Origin of the sequence: Streptomyces sp. NBC_00620 (genome assembly GCF_026341825.1) — a bacterium.
GTDB lineage: Bacteria > Actinomycetota > Actinomycetes > Streptomycetales > Streptomycetaceae > Streptomyces.
In genome coordinates, this window is the sequence record NZ_JAPENY010000001.1 from 2,411,452 (window position 1) to 2,426,793 (window position 15,342).

Below are 15,342 nucleotides of genomic sequence, written 5' to 3' on the forward strand. Positions count from 1 at the left end.
CTTGTGTGATGACTGATTGCGGGGGCCGGAATGTGACATGGGGAGGTGAACTGGCAGGTACTGGCAGGTCAGGGCTGTTGTCAGTGGTGGGGTGCACCATGGGGGCATGGTGGGCAAAGCTGCGGGCGAGGCGAAGAAACCGGTCAAGGGGGCGCGGCGGCCGGAGCTGCGGCTGCCGCCCCTGGAGCCTTACGGCGGTGCCGGACTTGAGCCCGACGGGGATTACGACGGTCTCGAGTTCCGGGACGTGGACTTCGTCGGGCAGGACGGCGGGGGAGCGCGGTTCATGGACTGTGCGCTGACGGGGTGCGCGTTCGACGAGACGCGGCTGCATCACGCGCGCTTCCTGGACTCGGTTCTGACGGGCATACGGGGTGTGGGCACCGATCTTGCCGAGTCGACGCTGCGTGATGTCGAGCTGCTCGACGCGCGCCTGGGCGGGGTGCAGCTGCACGGCTCCGTCCTGGAGCGGGTGCTCGTGCGCGGCGGCAAGATCGACTATCTGAACTTGCGCAAGGCCCGCCTCAAGGACGTTGTGTTCCAGGGGTGCGTGCTGGTGGAGCCGGACTTCGGGGGTGCGCGGCTGGAGCGGGTCGAGTTTGTGGACTGTGTTCTGAAGGGGGCGGATCTGACGGGGGCGAGCCTGACGGATGTCGACCTGCGGGGGGCCGCCGAGTTCACGATCGCGCGGGGGGTGGATCGGCTGGCGGGGGCGGTGATCAGTGCGGGGCAACTGATTGATCTGGCGCCGGTGTTGGCGGCGGAGATGGGGGTGCGGGTGGAGTAGGGGGTGGTTTTTCGCCCCCTCCGCCCCTACCCGTCCCTTGCTTCCTGGGGGCTGCCGCCCCCAGACCCCCGCATCGCGCTGACGCGCTCGTCCTCAAACGCCGGACGGGCTAAAAACTTCTAGCCCCGCCCGGCACAATCCAGCCCCTCCGGCGTTTGAGGAGCGGGGTCTGGGGCGGAGCCCCAGGAACAAGGGACGGGTAGGGGCGGAGGGGGCGAACAAACTTCCCGCCGTCACCTCACGGCACCCGAGGAAACCGAGCCTCCAGCGTCCAAACCGCCGGATTCTCGCGAAGCCCTTCGTGAAGGTCGACGAGGTCGGCGATCAGGTCGTGCAGAAAGTCCCGCGCCTCACGCCGAAGCTCGGCGTGCGAGAAGGTGAGCGGCGCCTCCTCGACCCGCATCCAGTCGGCCTCGACATCCACCCACCCGAAGCGCCGCTCGAAGAGCATCCGGTCGGTCGACTCGGTGAAGTCCAGCTCCGCCCGCTGCGGCCGCGAGGCCCGGCTGCCCCGCGGATCCCGGTCCAGCTGCTCCACGATGTCGCACAACGCCCACGCGAAGTCGAGCACCGGCACCCATCCCCAGGCTGTGGACAACTCCCGGTCCGCCTTGGCATCGGCGAGATAGACGTCCCCGCAGAACAGGTCGTGGCGCAGCGCGTGAACGTCCGCACGCCGGTAGTCGGTCTGCGGGGGGTCGGGGAAGCGGTTGGAGAGGGCGTAGCCGATGTCGAGCACGTAGGTGATGGTGTCACGTGCTCGTAGGATCACGGACGTGCCCCGATCCTCCGCCGCCGCCCCCTTTGCCCTGGCCATCGCCCTGGCGCTCACCGCGTGCAGCGGCGGCGTGCAGGGCAAGCCCGGCGCCTCCGGTGTAAGCGACCCGTACTTCCCGAAGCTGGGCAACGGCGGCTACGACGTCACGCACTACGACCTGACCCTCTCCTACGACCCGGGCACCAAGCGCCTGAAGGGGACCGCGGAGATCACGGCGAAGGCCACCCAGGACCTCAGCGCCTTCAACCTCGACCTGAAGGGCCTGGACGTCGACGAGGTCACCGTCGGAAGCGTCGAAAGCGGGGGAACTGGGGGAGAGGATGCGGACGCCCGCTGGAACCGCGCGGGCCACGAGCTGACCGTGCGCCCGCACGACGACCTCGACAAGGGCGACACCTTCCGCACGACGGTCCGCTACTCCGGCACCCCCGAGACACTCACCGACCCCGACGGCTCGGAGGAGGGCTGGCTGCGCACGGCCGACGGCGCCCTCGCCCTCGGCGAACCCACCGGCTCGATGACCTGGTTCCCCGGCAACCACCACCCCTCCGACAAGGCGTCGTACGACATCAAGGTCACCGTCCCCGAGGGCCTGCAGGCCGTCTCCAACGGAGAGTTGAAGGACGAGACGACGCTGAACGGCCGCGCCACCTTCACCTGGCACTCCGCCGAACCGATGGCGAGCTATGTGGCGACGGTCGCGATCGGCACGTACGACATCACCCGGACCGCGACGAAGAACGGCCTGCCCGTGATCGTCGCCGTCGACCCGACGCAGGCCGAGGCGAGCAAGAAGGCGCTCGCGAGCATCCCCGAGATCATGGAGTGGGAGGAGTACAACTTCGGCCCGTACCCCTTCTCCTCGACGGGTGCGATCGTCGACCGCCAGGACGACGTGGACTACGCCCTGGAGACCCAGACCCGCCCGGTCTTCCCCGGCGCCCCCGACACCGAACTCCTCGTCCACGAACTGGCCCACCAGTGGTACGGCGACTCGGTCACCCCCAAGACCTGGCGGGACATGTGGCTCAACGAGGGCTTCGCCACGTACGCGGAGTGGCTGTGGCAGGAGGACCACGACGGCGACACCGCCGAAGAGACCTTCAACTCCCTCTACCAGGGCGACTATTACGACGACCCGGACCTCGACGAGGCCCTCTGGTCCTTCCCGCCCGCCAAGCCCTCCAGCGCGGCACACATCTCCGACAGCCCCGTCTACGAACGCGGCGCGATGGTCCTCCACAAGATCCGGGGGACCGTCGGCGACGACACCTTCTACGACATCCTCCAGGGCTGGGCCGCCGCCCACCGCCACGGCAACGCGGACACCGCCGACTTCACGGCGTACGTGGAGAAGTCAGCGCCGGACGCGGACTTCACCGAGATCTGGGAGGGCTGGCTGTACGGAGAGGGGAAGCCGGCGAAGCCGTGAGCGCCGCTCAGGTCGACGTGGTGTGCCCGTCCAACTCGTCCAGCAGATAGGTCAGTCGGGGCAGCCAGACGGCCTCCGTCGCGTCGGCCAGCTCCCGCCGGGTCCACCAGCGCCAGTTCAGGATCCCCTCCTCGGCGTGCATGGCGCTGACATCGGCGCCGGTGTCCGGCTCACGACGCGGCCCGCGAGCCACGTAGATGTGCTCGTGCTGGCGCACGGGAACCCCGGCCCGCGTGAAGTCGCGTTCCCACGTGCACAGCAGCGGCCCCAGGGTGAGATCGGCCCACCCGGTCTCCTCGCGCACTTCCCGCAGGGCGCCCTCGCGCGGGCTCTCGCCTGGTTCGAGTCCGCCGCCGGGCAGGGCCCAGTGGACGCCCAATTCCTCGTTGTCGTGCCGGAAGAGGAAGACGGAGCCGTCGGGGTCGAGGACGGCGACGCGGGCCGCGCGGCGCGTTTTGCGCAGCGTCTTACGCAACACCGCACAGGGCCGGTGGAGTTGCAGGTCCTCGCGCCGCCCGATGACCTCATACCCGAGGGCGGTCCAAAAGGCGAGGCCCTTGGGATTGCTGTCGAGCACGGCAAGCCGCACACCGACCCGCCCCGCACCCCGGAACCGCTCCTCGACGAGCCCCGCCAACTCCCTCCCGTACCCCCGGCGTTGCTCACTCGCATCCACGAGGAGCAGGCCGATCCAGGGGTCGGGATCGCCGAGGTCGGGATGGTGCGCAAGGGTGATCACGACCCCGACGAGCCGCCCTCCGGCACTGTCGCGGGCCAGCAGAACCTCCACGTCCGGGTTGGCCAACTCCTTGTCCAGCGCGGCCGCGACCTGCTCCGGGCGGACGTCGTCCGGGTCGGGGAAGTCGCCGCTGAGGGCGTGGAAGTCACGGTTGGAGGCGTAGAGGGCGGTGAGTTCGGCGAGGAGGGCGCTGTCGGCCAGGGGTAGGGCCAGGGGTTCGAGGATCACGCGGGGCAGATTATGACCTGCCCGGTTGGTGGTGCCGAACGTTCTTGTCGAGCCGACGGAAACCGTGTGCAAACGGCACGGCCGCCCGGCCGGGGAACTCTCCCCGGCCGGGCGGCCGTTGACCACTCCGGTGTGCCGCAGCGAACGTCAGACGTTCACGCCGAAGTCCTGGGCGATGCCCACCAGGCCCGACGCGTAGCCCTGGCCGACCGCGCGGAACTTCCACTCGGCGCCGTTGCGGTAGAGCTCGCCGAAGACCATGGCGGTCTCGGTGGCGGCGTCTTCCGACAGGTCGTAGCGGGCGATTTCGGCGCCGCCGGCCTGGTTGACGATGCGGATGTAGGCGTTGCGGACCTGGCCGAAGTTCTGCGAGCGGGTCTCCGCGTCGTAGATCGAGACCGGGAAGACGATCTTGTCGATGTCGGCGGGGAGGCCCGCCAGGTTGACGTTGATCGCCTCGTCGTCGCCCGCGCCCTCGCCCGTGCGGTTGTCGCCGGTGTGGACGATCGTCTGGTCCGGGGTCTGCTTGTTGTTGAAGAAGATGAAGTGGGCGTCCGAGTAGACCTTGCCCTCGGGGTTGACCGCGATCGCCGAGGCGTCGAGGTCGAAGTCGGTGCCCGTGGTGGAGCGGACGTCCCAGCCGAGGCCCACGGTGACGGCGGTCAGGCCCGGAGCCTCCTTGGTGAGCGAGACGTTGCCACCCTTGGACAGGCTTACAGCCATTGTTGGGAGTCCCTTCCCTCGTTGCGTACGTGCACAGTGCTCGTACGTTTGGGCTTCGTACGGGCACGAAGCTACATCTACCCCTAAGAACGCCACGAGGGGTACCGAAGGTTCCTGCCCTCTTTACTTTCTTTACCTAGGAGACGAGGAGCCGCTGAAAAGCGGGTGACGTGGACCGGACATCCGAGCGACCATGTACCTCATGTCCGGTCCTTACGTCATTCGCGGCTCCGTCTCCCTCCCCGAGGCCGAGCTCATGTGGCGTTTCTCGCGCTCCGGCGGGCCCGGCGGCCAGCACGTGAACACGAGCGACACACAGGTGGAGCTCGGGTTCGATCTCGCGAAGACCAACGCGCTGCCGCCCGTCTGGAAGGAGCGCGCCCTCGACAGGCTCGCCGGGCGGCTCGTCGACGGGGTCATCAGCGTCCGCGCCTCCGAGCACCGCTCGCAGTGGCGCAACCGGGAGACCGCCGCCGTACGGCTGGCCTCCCTCCTCGCCGAGGCGTCCGCGCCGCCGCCCAAGCCCCGCCGGGCCACCCGTATCCCACGGGGGATCAACGAACGCCGGCTCCGCGAGAAGAAGCAGCGCTCCGACACCAAGCGCGGCCGCAACGGGCGGGACTGGGGTTAGAGCCCCCCGCCGGCTCAGCCGATAGCCGATAGCCGACAACCGGCAGCCGTCTCAGCCCAACTGCCGGTACCTGCCCTTGAAGTACGTCAACGGACCCCCGTCCCCGCTCGGCAGCCCCGCCGTCAGTACGCGGCCGATGACGAGGGTGTGGTCCCCGGCGGGCACCCGCTGCTCCGTACGGACCTCCAGGGTCGCCAGGGAGCCGCGCACCAGGAGTGCGCCGGACGCCTCTCCGCGTACGTACGGGATGTCCTCGAAGAGGAGGCGGTCGCTGATGCGGCCCTTCATGGCGAAGCGGCCCGCGATGTGGCGCTGGCTCTCGGAGAGCACGGAGACGGCCCACAGGGGCTGTTCGGCGAGCAGGTCGTCCATGCGGGAGCCGTCGCGCAGGCTGACCATCACCAGGGGCGGGTCGAGGGAGACGGACATGAAGGCCGTCGCCGTCATGCCGATGTCCTCGCCGCCCGGTCCGTCCGGGTCGAGCGCAGGCTCGTGCGCGGTCACCAGGACCACGCCCGCGGCCAGCCGGGACATGGCGGCGCGGAACTCGTCGTTGCTCACCCCCTCAGCATGCACGGGTGAGGTGGGCGGGGTGGCAGGGGGAGCGGGAGGGGGAGTGTTGAGCACGCCGAAACGCTAGTCTCCGGTGCCGGGGCCGCACATCGGTCCCCGGCCCGAACCGGGTCCTAGGACCGGCGACCTAGCGAATGCGTACAGTCGCGTACCCGCATCGGACACAATCGCTCACAGTGCTTGCACAGCTCCCTAATATGCGCTCAATAGGCGCAAATATGCGCTCAATAGGCGCACGGAGAAACTGCAGAAACTCCACTCAATTGTTCACGTTACGCTGTGACTTGAGTCACAGGAGCCATATTTTGTTGACCCTGTGTACCGAGTGAGCAGCGCGCTGTGATTCAGTGACTGGGAAGCTACGCAAGAAGCTACCAACCGGTAGACGAAGAGAACCAGGTACGCCGAAGAGAACCCTGGAGTTGCTGCGAGGTCTCGAGGGGAGGGTGAATGGAGACCGAGTCGGAGCCCTACGTCCGTCTTGCGACCCTGCGGCAGCTGCACACGGTGATGGCGGACATGAACACCGCCCGGAGCCTCGCGGACACGCTGCAGACTGTCGCCGACGGAGTGGTCACCGGCCTCGGCTACGAGCTTGCGTGTGTCAACCTCGTACGCCCGGACGGCGACCTCGTGGTCGCCGCGCTCGCCGGCAACTCCGCCGCCGAGGCCCTCATCACCGGCCGTGTCGGCTCCCGCGCCTCCTGGGACCGCCGGCTGAACATGGGCGAGGCCTGGGGCGACCTGCGGTTCATACCGCACACCGAGGGCTGGGTCCTCGACGACGACGACGTACCGCAGTGGTACACCGACGGTCCCGCGCCCCGCTTCGAGGACGAGTGGCACCCCGCCGACCGGCTCTTCGCGCCGATGTACACGCCCGGCGTCTCCGGCAGCAGCAGTTGCGGAGAACTGATCGGCGTCCTGTCCGTGGACAAGCCGCGCAACGGGCGACGGCCCGGCGCGTGGGGGCGCGAGGCGCTCCAGATGTACGCGTTCCAGGGCGCCATCGCCATTAGCAACGCGCGTCTACGAGCGAATATGCAGCGTGCACTTGTCCGGCTGGAGCGCGAACAGCAGGCGCTGCGGGCGAGCGAGGAGAGTTTCCGGCAGGCCTTCGAGTACGCCCCCTCCGGCATGGCCATCGCCGAGATGGGCGGCGACCAGCACGGGCGGATCCTCCGCACCAACGACGCGCTCTGCCGCCTGCTCCTGCGTCCCGCCTCCGCGATGCGCCGCTACTCCTTCTCCGACCTGGTCCACCCCGAGGACATCGGCACGCTGCTGCGGACCTCGGCGGAGGGCGGTCGCGCGGAGCTGAGACTCTGCCGCCGCGACAACACCTACGTCTGGGTGTCCCTGCGCAACTCCGTCGTCGCCGACGCCGCAGACGGCCCCCGGTTTCTGCTCACGCACGTCGAGGACATAGAGGAACGCAAGCGCCGCGAGGTCCAGCTCGCCCACCGCGCCTCCCACGACTCCCTCACCGGCCTGCCGAACTCCGCCGAGCTGCGCTCCCGGCTCAGCTCCCGCCTCTGTCAGCGCCCGCAGGCCCTCCCGCCGGGCGCGATCGAGTCGTTGGACGCGGCGTACGGGCACGGGCAGCAGCAGCAGTACGCGGAGCTGCCGGGAGGCGAGCACGGCTCGTACGACGGGAACGGTGGCCAGGGTGGCTACGACGGGAACGGGCACAGCTTCGACCCGTGGCCCAGTTCCGAGGCGTACGACGCCTTCGACCACCATGTGCACACCATCGCGCCCGAGGGCGAGACGGACGACGGCACCAAGGGGCTCGCGGTCCTCTTCTGCGACCTCGACGGCTTCAAGTCGATCAACGACCGGTTCGGGCACAACGCGGGTGACGAGGTTCTCATCGAGGTCGCGCGCCGGCTGACCAACGTCGTCCGGGACGGCGACACGGTCGCCCGGCTCGGCGGCGACGAGTTCGTGGTGCTCGCCGACGGGCTCGGCCGGGCCGACGCGCAGGACCTCGCCGTACGGCTGCGGAACGCGATCATCCCGCCCATCAGGGTCGACGGCAGGGCCGTCCGGGTGGGCGCCAGCTTCGGCATCGGGTGGGCACACTGCGGCATGACGGCGGACGAGGTGCTGAAGTCCGCTGACGAGCGGATGTACATCGAGAAACGGTCTCGTCCCAAAGCACATCGGCGGGCCGGATAAGTCGCAGGTCAGTGGGTCGAAGCGGTGAGGACACCCGTTTGGCCCAGCGAGACCGGGTAGGCTCGCCATTCATCCATGCAGTGAATCTGCACCGTCCGCAGCTGTACCGCACCCGCTAGGAGACCAAGGGATGACGCCCGGCAACAACGGCGCGAGCACGCCCGAGGACGATGACCCGTTCGGCTATCTCTACGAGGATGGCCAGGCCAACGGAGCCACCCCGCCCAGTGGAGGCGGCGGCTACGGTTACCCGGGCTCGGTCAACAGGGTGCGTGCGGTAGGCGAGCGCCGCAACGGACCGCAGCAGGGCGGGCAGGGCGCGTACGGCCAGCAGGCCCCGACCGCGCAGTACGGCCAGCCGCAGGCTTTCGGCCAGCCCCCGGCCTACGGCCAGCAGGTGCCGCAGCAGTCCCAGGCCTACGGCCAGCCGAACCCGAACTACGCCGCACCCGAGACCGTCCCCGGTGGCGCGCCCACGACCCGGCACTCACCGGTCGGTGACGGCGGCGGGCGCGGCCGCGGATCGAACGGGCCGAACACCAAGGGCCTCCTCATCGGTGCGATCGCCGTGGTCGCCGCCGTCGTCATCGGCATCAGCATCGCCATGCTGAGCAGCGACTCGGGCGACGACGACAAGGACGCCGCGGGCGGGGCGAGTTCGACGCCTTCGACCTCGCAGAGTTCGTCGCCGAGCGAGGCGGCGAGCGAGCCGGCCACGCTCGAGCCGACCACGATCGACGCGAAGGCGCTGAACCTCGGCACCGGCGTGACCACGGCCACTGACATCGAGGGCGCGGAGTCCGACGGCGGTGTCTATGTGACGGGCCTCAACCAGGCCGGCGCCCAGGTCACCTGGACCGTCGACGGCATTCCCAAGGACGGCGTCTACACCATCTTCACGCGCTACAGCGTGCCGGGCAGCGATCAGAAGATGACACTCACCATCAATGGCAAGGAGTTCGGCAGCAAGCTGAACCTGAAGAACTACGCCGAGGCCCAAGAGGGTGACTTCGTGAAGGGCTGGACGACGACCTACTCCTGGCCCACCCTCACCAAGGGCACCAACACGATCTCCATCTCCTGCCAGAACGGCGACAGCTGCAATGTCCTGCTGGACCAGCTGCGGGTGAAGGAAGGCCAGGTCAAGGACTGGTGACAGTGGCTGCTAGGCCGCGCTCGCGTCCCGCGTGACTGTGACCTGGTCAAGCAGCTCCTCGTACGTCCGGCGGTCGAACTCGCCCGCCACGGGGGCCAGTACGGCCGCCGCCGAGAGGGCCGCGGCCCGGGCCAGGCGGCCCGGCCAGTGGAGGCCGTCGACCAGTCCCGACAGCAGGCCCGCGACCGCGGCGTCGCCGGCGCCCGTCGGGTTGCCGCGGACGCGGTGCGGCGGGGTGGCCCGCCAGCGGCCCTCCGTGTTCTCCGCGAGGAGGCCCTCCGTGCCCAGGGAGGCCACAACGGTGTGGGCGCCACGGCGGCGGGCGTCGCGGGTGGCCTGCAACGGGTCGTGGGAGCCGGTGAGTTCGGCGAGCTCGTCGGAGTTGGGCTTGATGATGTCGGGGCGGGCGGCGACCGCGCGGCGCAACGGCTCGCCGCTGGTGTCGAGGAGGACGGGGACCGCCGACGCGCGGGCGGTGCGGACCAGTTGGGCGTACGCGCCCACCGGCACCCCCGGTGGCAGGCTGCCGCACAGGGCCACCGCCGAGGCGGAGCGCAACAGATCCTCGTACGCCTCCTGGAAGGCCGACCACTCGGCGGGTGTGATCGCCGGGCCGGGTTCGTTGAGTTGAGTCGTGTCACCTGTCGTCGTGTCGACCACGGCTATCGTGCGGCGCGTCGATCCCTCGGTCGGGATCAGCGCGTCCACCACCCCCGGTGTGTACGCGAGTTGGTCCTGCACCGCGCGGCCGGTCGCGCCGCCCGTGAAGCCCGTGGCCGTCACCTCGTGGCCGAGGGCGGCGAGCACCCGGGCCACGTTCAGGCCCTTGCCGCCGGGGCGTTCGGTCACCTCGGTGACCCGGTGCGAGGCGTGCGGGCGCAGGGACGGTATGCGATAGGTGAGGTCGAGGGCGGTGTTCAGCGTGACGGTGAGGATCACGTCGGTCCCCTCGAAGAGATTCAGCAAGTAGACGCCGGGAATGCGCTTGCCGGTTGTTCCGGAGACTCGATCATGCCAAACGTGACGGCGGTCGGCCCAGTCCCACGGGCCAACCGCCGTACGCCGCAACGCTGTCGATCTGCTGTCGACGAGGGTGCGAATCAGCCCAGTTGGGGATCCACCACCCATTCGCCCCTGCGCATCACGCCCTTGAGCTCGAAGGCGGAGTCGAGGATCACCAGGTCCGCGTCCTTGCCCGGCTCGAGGGAGCCCACCTTGTCGTACATGCCGAGGAGGCGGGCGGGGTTGGCGGAGAGTGCCGCCACGACGTCCTCGACCGGCAGCCTGTCGATGGTGACCGCGCGCTTGAAGGCGCGGTCGAGGGTGAGCGTGGAGCCTGCGATCGAGCCGCCCTCCACCAGGCGCGCGACGCCGTCCGCGACCTCGACCTCCAGCGGGCCGAGCATGTAGCGGCCGTCGCCGAAGCCCGCCGCGTCCATGGCGTCCGTGATGAACGCGACCCGGCCGGCGCCCGCGTGATGGAACGCCAGCTGCAGGGAGGCGGGGTGGAGGTGCGTGCCGTCGTTGATCAGCTCGACCGTGATCCGCTCGTCCTCGAGCAGGGCCGCGATCGGGCCCGGTGTGCGGTGACCGAGCGCCGGCATCGCGTTGAACAGGTGCGTCGCCACGGTCGCGCCCGCCTCAATGGCCTCGGCCGTCTGCTCGTACGTGGCGTCGGTGTGCCCGATCGCCGCGATCACCCCGTGCTCGGCAAGGAGGCGTACGGAGTCGATGCCGCCCGGCAGTTCGGTGGCGAGGGTGACCATGCGGGCCTGGCCCCGGGCCGCGTCGATCAGCTTGCGGACCTCCGCCGGGTCGGGGTCGCGCAGCAGTTCCTCGGAGTGCGCGCCCTTGCGGCACGGCGAGATGAACGGGCCCTCGAAGTGGATGCCCGCGATGTCGCCCTGCTCGGCCAGTTCGGAGAGGAGTCCGGCGCGCTGGGCGAGGCCGTCCATGTCGCCGGTGACGGTGGAGGCCATGGTCGTGGTCGTGCCGTGCAGGCGGTGGGTGTGGATGCCCTTGAGGACGTCCTCGACCGTGCCTGAGGTGAAGGACGCGCCGCCGCCGCCGTGGTTGTGGATGTCGACGAAGCCGGGGACGAGCCAGTGGCCGGACAGGTCCACCGTCTCCGCGTCCACGGGAGCGCTCCCGGCGATCCGCGCGCCGTCGACGATCACGCGGCCGCCGTCCACGGTCCCGGTGGGCAGTACCACCTGTGCACCGGCGAAAACCTTGCTAGTGGCCATCAGGTGGTTACCTCCGAGGGGTCGGTGGAGTCAGTGGGGTCGGTCGCGTCGGTCGGTTCGATCGGTTCGGTGGTGGTCAGGAGGTCCCAGGCCAGCAGCCCGGCGCCCAGGCACCCGGCGGTGTCCCCGAGGGCCGCAGGGACGAGGGACGGCAGCTTCTGGAAGGTGACGCGCCGCTCGACCGCGGCCCGCAGTGGTGTGAACAAGGTTTCCCCGGCCTCGGCCAGACCGCCACCGATGATCAGCATGCGGGGGTCCAGCAGAGTGAGCGCGGTGACGAGCCCGTCGGCGAGCGCGTCGAGGGCGTCCTGCCAGACCCGTACGGCCCGCTCGTCCCCGGACTCGACGGCCTTCGCGCAGTCCGCCGCGTCCGCCTCCGGATCCCCGGAGACCGCGGCCCATGCCGTGCTGACGGCAGCGGCGGACGCGTACCGCTCCAGACAGCCGCGCTGGCCGCACGGACACGGGGTGCCCCCGGGCCGTACGACGATGTGGCCGATCTCGCCGGCGAAGCCGTGCGCACCCGCCTCCACGCTGCCGCCGATGCCGATCGCGCCGGCGATCCCGGTGCCGAGCGGCACGAAGAGGAAACGGTCCGCTCCCCGACCCGCGCCGATCCGGCCCTCCGCAAGGCCGCCGGTGCGCACGTCGTGCCCGAGCGCCACCGGTACGCCGCCGAGCCGGGCACCGAGCAGTTCGCGCATGGGTACGTCGCGCCAGCCGAGGTTGGCCGAGTACACGGCCACGCCGCGGTCGGCGTCGACGATCCCGGGGACGGCGACACCCGCGGCCGCGGCTCCCTCGCCGAAGTGCCGTTCGCCGTACGCGCGCAGCTCGGCCGCGAAGCCGAGGATGCCCTCGACGACGGCGTCGGGCCCGCGCTCGCGCCCGGTCGCCCGGCGCGCCTGATGGAGGAGCTCGCCGTCGGCGCCGACGAGGGCGGCCTTCATCCCGGTGCCGCCCACATCGAGGGCGATGACATGTCTCACGAGGGACAGTGTGGCCCGTTAACCCGGAAGAGGTCTAGTCCACTTACGTGGTGTAGACCTTATGTCGAGATATCGAACAGTCGGTCAACAGAGTGCGGGGCAAAAGCGGTGCGGCGGCGTAGGACAGGAATGATCGCGGCGGTGTCCGCACTGGGGATGACAGCCGCCCTCGGAGGCTGCGGAAACTCCGGCGAATCCGGAGACGTGACCCTCAGACTGGTGGCCGCCGACTACGGCGACTCCGACGCCAACAGCTCCCAGAAGTACTGGGACGCGCTGGTCAAGGAGTACGAGGCCGATCACCCGGGGATCAAGGTCGAGGTCAGCGTCTACTCCTGGACCGATGTCGACCGCAAGGTCAAGGAGATGGTCGCGGCCGGGAAGGCGCCCGACATGGCGCAGATCGGCGCGTACGCCGACTACGCCGCGAAGGGCCAGCTCTACACCGCCGACGAACTGCTCTCCATACCCGTACAGGCCAACTTCGCGCTCCAGCTCACCGACGCGGGGGAGCGGCAGCGGGTCCAGTACGGCCTGCCGTTCGCCTCCTCCACCCGGCTGCTCTTCTACAACAAGACCCTCTTCACCCAGGCCGGTCTCACCCCGCCGAAGACCTGGGACCAGCTGGCGGCCGACGCCGAGGTGCTCAAGGCCGATGGCGTGAAGTTCCCGTACGCGCTGCCGCTGGGGCCCGAGGAAGCGCAGGCCGAGACGATGCAGTGGATGCTGAGCGGCGGCGGTGGCTACACCGACGACGTCGGCACGTACGCCATCGACTCCGACGAGAACGTCAAGACGTTCACCTGGCTCAAGGACGAACTCGTCGGCAAGGGGCTCACCGGGCCGACCGCGCCCGCGAAGCTCAACCGGGCGGACGCGTTCGCCGCGTTCACCCGCGGTGAGGTCGGGATGCTCAGCGGGCATCCCACGCTGATGAAGATGGCCGCCGCCAAGGGCGTGAAGTACGGCATGGTGCCGATGCCCGGGGCCGACGGCCAGAGCAAGTCCACGCTGGGCGTCGCCGACTGGATGATGGCCTTCAAGCAGAACGGCCACGCCGAGCAGGTCGGCGACTTCCTCGACTTCGTCTACAGCGACAAGAACGTCCTCGCCTTCTCCCGCGAGTACGACCTGCTCCCGGTCACCACGTCCGCCTCGGAGGCCATGACCGCCGACACCGACGATCAGGATCTCGCCCCGTTCCTCGAGGAACTCCCCACCGCCGAGCTGTACCCCGTCGACAAGACCTCCTGGGCCGGTGTCAGCGCCGACGTCAAGGAGCGGATGGGTAAGGCCGTGGGGGCGGACGGGAGTCCTGCCGGGGTGCTGGGGGCGCTGCAGGCGGAGGCGAGTGCGGCGGACAACGCGACGTAGTGGTGTCCGTGCCGGGGACTACGGTGCTGTCCATGGAATCCATGGAGGAGCTCAACCCGCGCGAGCGGGCCATTCTCGCCGTGGAGCGCCGTGGTTTCGCCGGGCCCGGGGCGAAGGAGCGGGCGATACGGGAGCAGTTGGGTCTTGCGCCTGTGCGCTACTACCAGCTGCTCAACGCGCTGCTTGATGATCCGCGGGCGCTTGCTCATGATCCGGTTACGGTGAATCGGCTGCGGAGGGTGCGGGAGGCCCGCCGGGGGGAGCGGTGAGGGGGTTGCTGTAGGGGTTTTTCGCCCCCTCCGCCCCTACCCGTCCCTTGCTTCCTGGGGGCTCCGCCCCCAGACCCCCGTATCGCGCTGACGCGCTCGTCCTCAAACGCCGGACGGGCTGAAAGATCTCCCCCGGCCAGGACTAAAAGATCTGCCGCGGGGGCGAAAGATTTCAGCGCCGGCCGGGGAAAGATTCAGCCCCTCCGGCGTTTGAGGAGCGGGGTCTGGGGCGGAGCCCCAGGGACAAGGGACGGGTAGGGGCGGAGGGGGCGAAAAAACTCGCCGCCAGCCCCCGCGCGGATAGGGTCGCCGTATGGCCAGCCATGCGGATTCCGATTCCTTGCCGACCCCCACCACCCCCGCCGGCCGCGACGGCCTCGACGCCATCCTCGCCCGGCCGGGCCACGCAGTGATCGGCCTCGACTTCGACGGGACCCTCGCCCCGATCGTCCCCGACCCCGAGCAGGCCAGGGCCCACCCCGACGCGGTCCCGGCACTCGCGGCCCTCGCCCCGAGGGTCGCCTCCGTGGCGGTCGTCACCGGCCGCCCGGCCGCCGTCGCGGTCGAGCACGGCGGCTTCGCGGGCGTGCCGGGACTGGAGCACCTGGTCGTTCTCGGGCACTACGGCGCGGAACGCTGGGACGCCAGGAGCGGCGAGGTCAGTGCCCCCGCCCCGCACCCCGGCGTCGCCGCCGTCCGGGCCGAGCTGCCCGGGTTCCTCGAGACGTTCGGCGCCTGGGAGGGCACCTGGATCGAGGAGAAGGGGCGGGCCGTCGCCGTGCACACCCGCCGCGCGGCGGACCCGCAGGCCGCGTTCGAGGCGCTGCGCGAGCCCCTCACCGGCCTGGCCGCCCGGCACGGCCTGATCGTCGAACCGGGCCGCATGGTCCTGGAACTCCGCCCACCGGGGATGGACAAAGGCGTGGCCCTCCTGGAGTACGTCCGCGAGACCGGAGCAGAGTCGGTCCTCTACGCCGGCGACGACCTCGGCGACCTCCCGGCCTTCGCCGCCGTCGACAAACTCCGCTCCGAAGGCATCCCGGGCCTCCTGGTCTGCAGCGGCAGCTCAGAGGTCGCCGAACTGGCGGACAGAGCAGACCTGGTGGTCGACGGCCCAGCAGGAGTCGTACACCTACTGAGGTCACTGGCAAAGAGGCTCAGCCAGTAAGCTCCGGCCGGCTGAAGCGCCCCTCCAGGGGCGCGGGGCTGTGACATCTGCGGCTCCGCCGCGGGGCG

At 70.1% G+C, this 15,342-nt stretch carries 15 protein-coding genes; 8 read left to right on the top strand and 7 right to left on the bottom strand.

Annotation, left to right across the window (positions count from 1 at the left end):
- Positions 1-106: 106 nt before the first annotated feature.
- A complete protein-coding gene (locus OG246_RS11170; RefSeq protein ID WP_266459480.1) occupies positions 107-787 on the top strand; it encodes a pentapeptide repeat-containing protein in 681 nt (226 codons plus the stop codon).
- Between the two features lie 238 nt (positions 788-1,025).
- Here the strand turns inward: OG246_RS11170 and OG246_RS11175 are convergent, their stop codons facing one another.
- Complete coding sequence (locus OG246_RS11175; protein WP_266464097.1) at positions 1,026-1,526, bottom strand: hypothetical protein; 501 nt, start codon at positions 1,524-1,526, stop codon at positions 1,026-1,028.
- Positions 1,527-1,533: 7 nt separating this feature from the next.
- Between OG246_RS11175 and OG246_RS11180 the strand changes: the two genes are divergently transcribed.
- Positions 1,534-2,997 carry a M1 family metallopeptidase gene (locus OG246_RS11180; protein WP_266459482.1) on the top strand — a complete coding sequence of 488 codons (1,464 nt, stop codon included), beginning with the start codon at positions 1,534-1,536 and terminating at the stop codon, positions 2,995-2,997.
- A 7-nt stretch (positions 2,998-3,004) separates the two neighbouring features.
- On the opposite strand, the gene OG246_RS11185 is transcribed toward OG246_RS11180, so the two are convergent.
- Both OG246_RS11185 and OG246_RS11190 read right to left on the bottom strand, forming a co-directional pair.
- The gene (locus OG246_RS11185) at positions 3,005-3,964 is read right to left on the bottom strand and encodes a bifunctional GNAT family N-acetyltransferase/NUDIX hydrolase (protein WP_266459484.1); all 960 of its coding nucleotides are present in this window, start codon (positions 3,962-3,964) and stop codon (positions 3,005-3,007) included.
- Between the two features lie 147 nt (positions 3,965-4,111).
- On the bottom strand, positions 4,112-4,687 hold the full coding sequence (locus OG246_RS11190) for a TerD family protein (RefSeq protein ID WP_266459486.1): 576 nt from the start codon (positions 4,685-4,687) through the stop codon (positions 4,112-4,114).
- A gap of 202 nt (positions 4,688-4,889) precedes the next feature.
- Here OG246_RS11190 and arfB point away from each other — a divergent pair, with 202 nt between their 5' ends.
- Complete coding sequence (gene arfB, locus OG246_RS11195; protein ID WP_266459488.1) at positions 4,890-5,318, top strand: alternative ribosome rescue aminoacyl-tRNA hydrolase ArfB; 429 nt, start codon at positions 4,890-4,892, stop codon at positions 5,316-5,318.
- Between the two features lie 51 nt (positions 5,319-5,369).
- Here the strand turns inward: arfB and OG246_RS11200 are convergent, their stop codons facing one another.
- A complete protein-coding gene (locus OG246_RS11200) occupies positions 5,370-5,945 on the bottom strand; it encodes a flavin reductase family protein (RefSeq protein ID WP_266459489.1) in 576 nt (191 codons plus the stop codon).
- 396 nt (positions 5,946-6,341) lie between these two features.
- Here OG246_RS11200 and cdgB point away from each other — a divergent pair, with 396 nt between their 5' ends.
- The gene (gene cdgB, locus OG246_RS11205; RefSeq protein ID WP_266459490.1) at positions 6,342-8,072 is read left to right on the top strand and encodes a diguanylate cyclase CdgB; all 1,731 of its coding nucleotides are present in this window, start codon (positions 6,342-6,344) and stop codon (positions 8,070-8,072) included.
- Between the two features lie 130 nt (positions 8,073-8,202).
- Positions 8,203-9,228 carry a carbohydrate-binding protein gene (locus tag OG246_RS11210; RefSeq protein ID WP_266459491.1) on the top strand — a complete coding sequence of 342 codons (1,026 nt, stop codon included), beginning with the start codon at positions 8,203-8,205 and terminating at the stop codon, positions 9,226-9,228.
- Between the two features lie 9 nt (positions 9,229-9,237).
- Here OG246_RS11210 and OG246_RS11215 read toward each other — a convergent pair whose 3' ends face one another.
- The 3 genes from OG246_RS11215 to OG246_RS11225 form a co-directional block, all read right to left on the bottom strand.
- Positions 9,238-10,167, bottom strand: coding sequence for a 1-phosphofructokinase family hexose kinase (locus OG246_RS11215; protein ID WP_266459492.1), 930 nt, complete (start codon positions 10,165-10,167; stop codon positions 9,238-9,240).
- 161 nt (positions 10,168-10,328) lie between these two features.
- Entirely contained in the window at positions 10,329-11,474 is a 1,146-nt protein-coding gene (gene nagA, locus OG246_RS11220) for an N-acetylglucosamine-6-phosphate deacetylase (protein WP_266459493.1), read from the bottom strand.
- Positions 11,474-12,463 carry an ROK family protein gene (locus tag OG246_RS11225; RefSeq protein ID WP_266459495.1) on the bottom strand — a complete coding sequence of 330 codons (990 nt, stop codon included), beginning with the start codon at positions 12,461-12,463 and terminating at the stop codon, positions 11,474-11,476. Before OG246_RS11225 ends, nagA begins: the two co-directional genes overlap by 1 nt.
- A 129-nt stretch (positions 12,464-12,592) precedes the next feature.
- Between OG246_RS11225 and OG246_RS11230 the strand changes: the two genes are divergently transcribed.
- The 3 genes from OG246_RS11230 (at position 12,593) to otsB (ending at position 15,274) form a co-directional block, all read left to right on the top strand.
- Positions 12,593-13,837 carry an extracellular solute-binding protein gene (locus OG246_RS11230; RefSeq protein ID WP_266459497.1) on the top strand — a complete coding sequence of 415 codons (1,245 nt, stop codon included), beginning with the start codon at positions 12,593-12,595 and terminating at the stop codon, positions 13,835-13,837.
- A gap of 41 nt (positions 13,838-13,878) precedes the next feature.
- Positions 13,879-14,106, top strand: a complete 228-nt coding sequence (locus OG246_RS11235) for a DUF3263 domain-containing protein (RefSeq protein ID WP_266464101.1) — start codon at positions 13,879-13,881, stop codon at positions 14,104-14,106.
- 313 nt (positions 14,107-14,419) lie between these two features.
- Positions 14,420-15,274 carry a trehalose-phosphatase gene (otsB, locus tag OG246_RS11240; RefSeq protein WP_266459499.1) on the top strand — a complete coding sequence of 285 codons (855 nt, stop codon included), beginning with the start codon at positions 14,420-14,422 and terminating at the stop codon, positions 15,272-15,274.
- The last annotated feature ends 68 nt before the right edge of the window (positions 15,275-15,342 follow it).

Excerpts from the sequence above, each read along its gene's own strand:
- OG246_RS11170 (WP_266459480.1), top strand. The coding sequence starts at position 107 with ATGGTGGGCAAAGCTGCGGGCGAGGCGAAGAAACCGGTCAAGGGGGCG.
- OG246_RS11180 (WP_266459482.1), top strand. The coding sequence starts at position 1,534 with ATGGTGTCACGTGCTCGTAGGATCACGGACGTGCCCCGATCCTCCGCC.
- OG246_RS11190 (WP_266459486.1), bottom strand. The coding sequence starts at position 4,687 with ATGGCTGTAAGCCTGTCCAAGGGTGGCAACGTCTCGCTCACCAAGGAG.
- arfB (WP_266459488.1), top strand. The coding sequence starts at position 4,890 with ATGTCCGGTCCTTACGTCATTCGCGGCTCCGTCTCCCTCCCCGAGGCC.
- cdgB (WP_266459490.1), top strand. The coding sequence starts at position 6,342 with ATGGAGACCGAGTCGGAGCCCTACGTCCGTCTTGCGACCCTGCGGCAG.
- OG246_RS11210 (WP_266459491.1), top strand. The coding sequence starts at position 8,203 with ATGACGCCCGGCAACAACGGCGCGAGCACGCCCGAGGACGATGACCCG.
- nagA (WP_266459493.1), bottom strand. The coding sequence starts at position 11,474 with ATGGCCACTAGCAAGGTTTTCGCCGGTGCACAGGTGGTACTGCCCACC.
- OG246_RS11230 (WP_266459497.1), top strand. The coding sequence starts at position 12,593 with ATGATCGCGGCGGTGTCCGCACTGGGGATGACAGCCGCCCTCGGAGGC.
- OG246_RS11235 (WP_266464101.1), top strand. The coding sequence starts at position 13,879 with ATGGAGGAGCTCAACCCGCGCGAGCGGGCCATTCTCGCCGTGGAGCGC.
- otsB (WP_266459499.1), top strand. The coding sequence starts at position 14,420 with ATGGCCAGCCATGCGGATTCCGATTCCTTGCCGACCCCCACCACCCCC.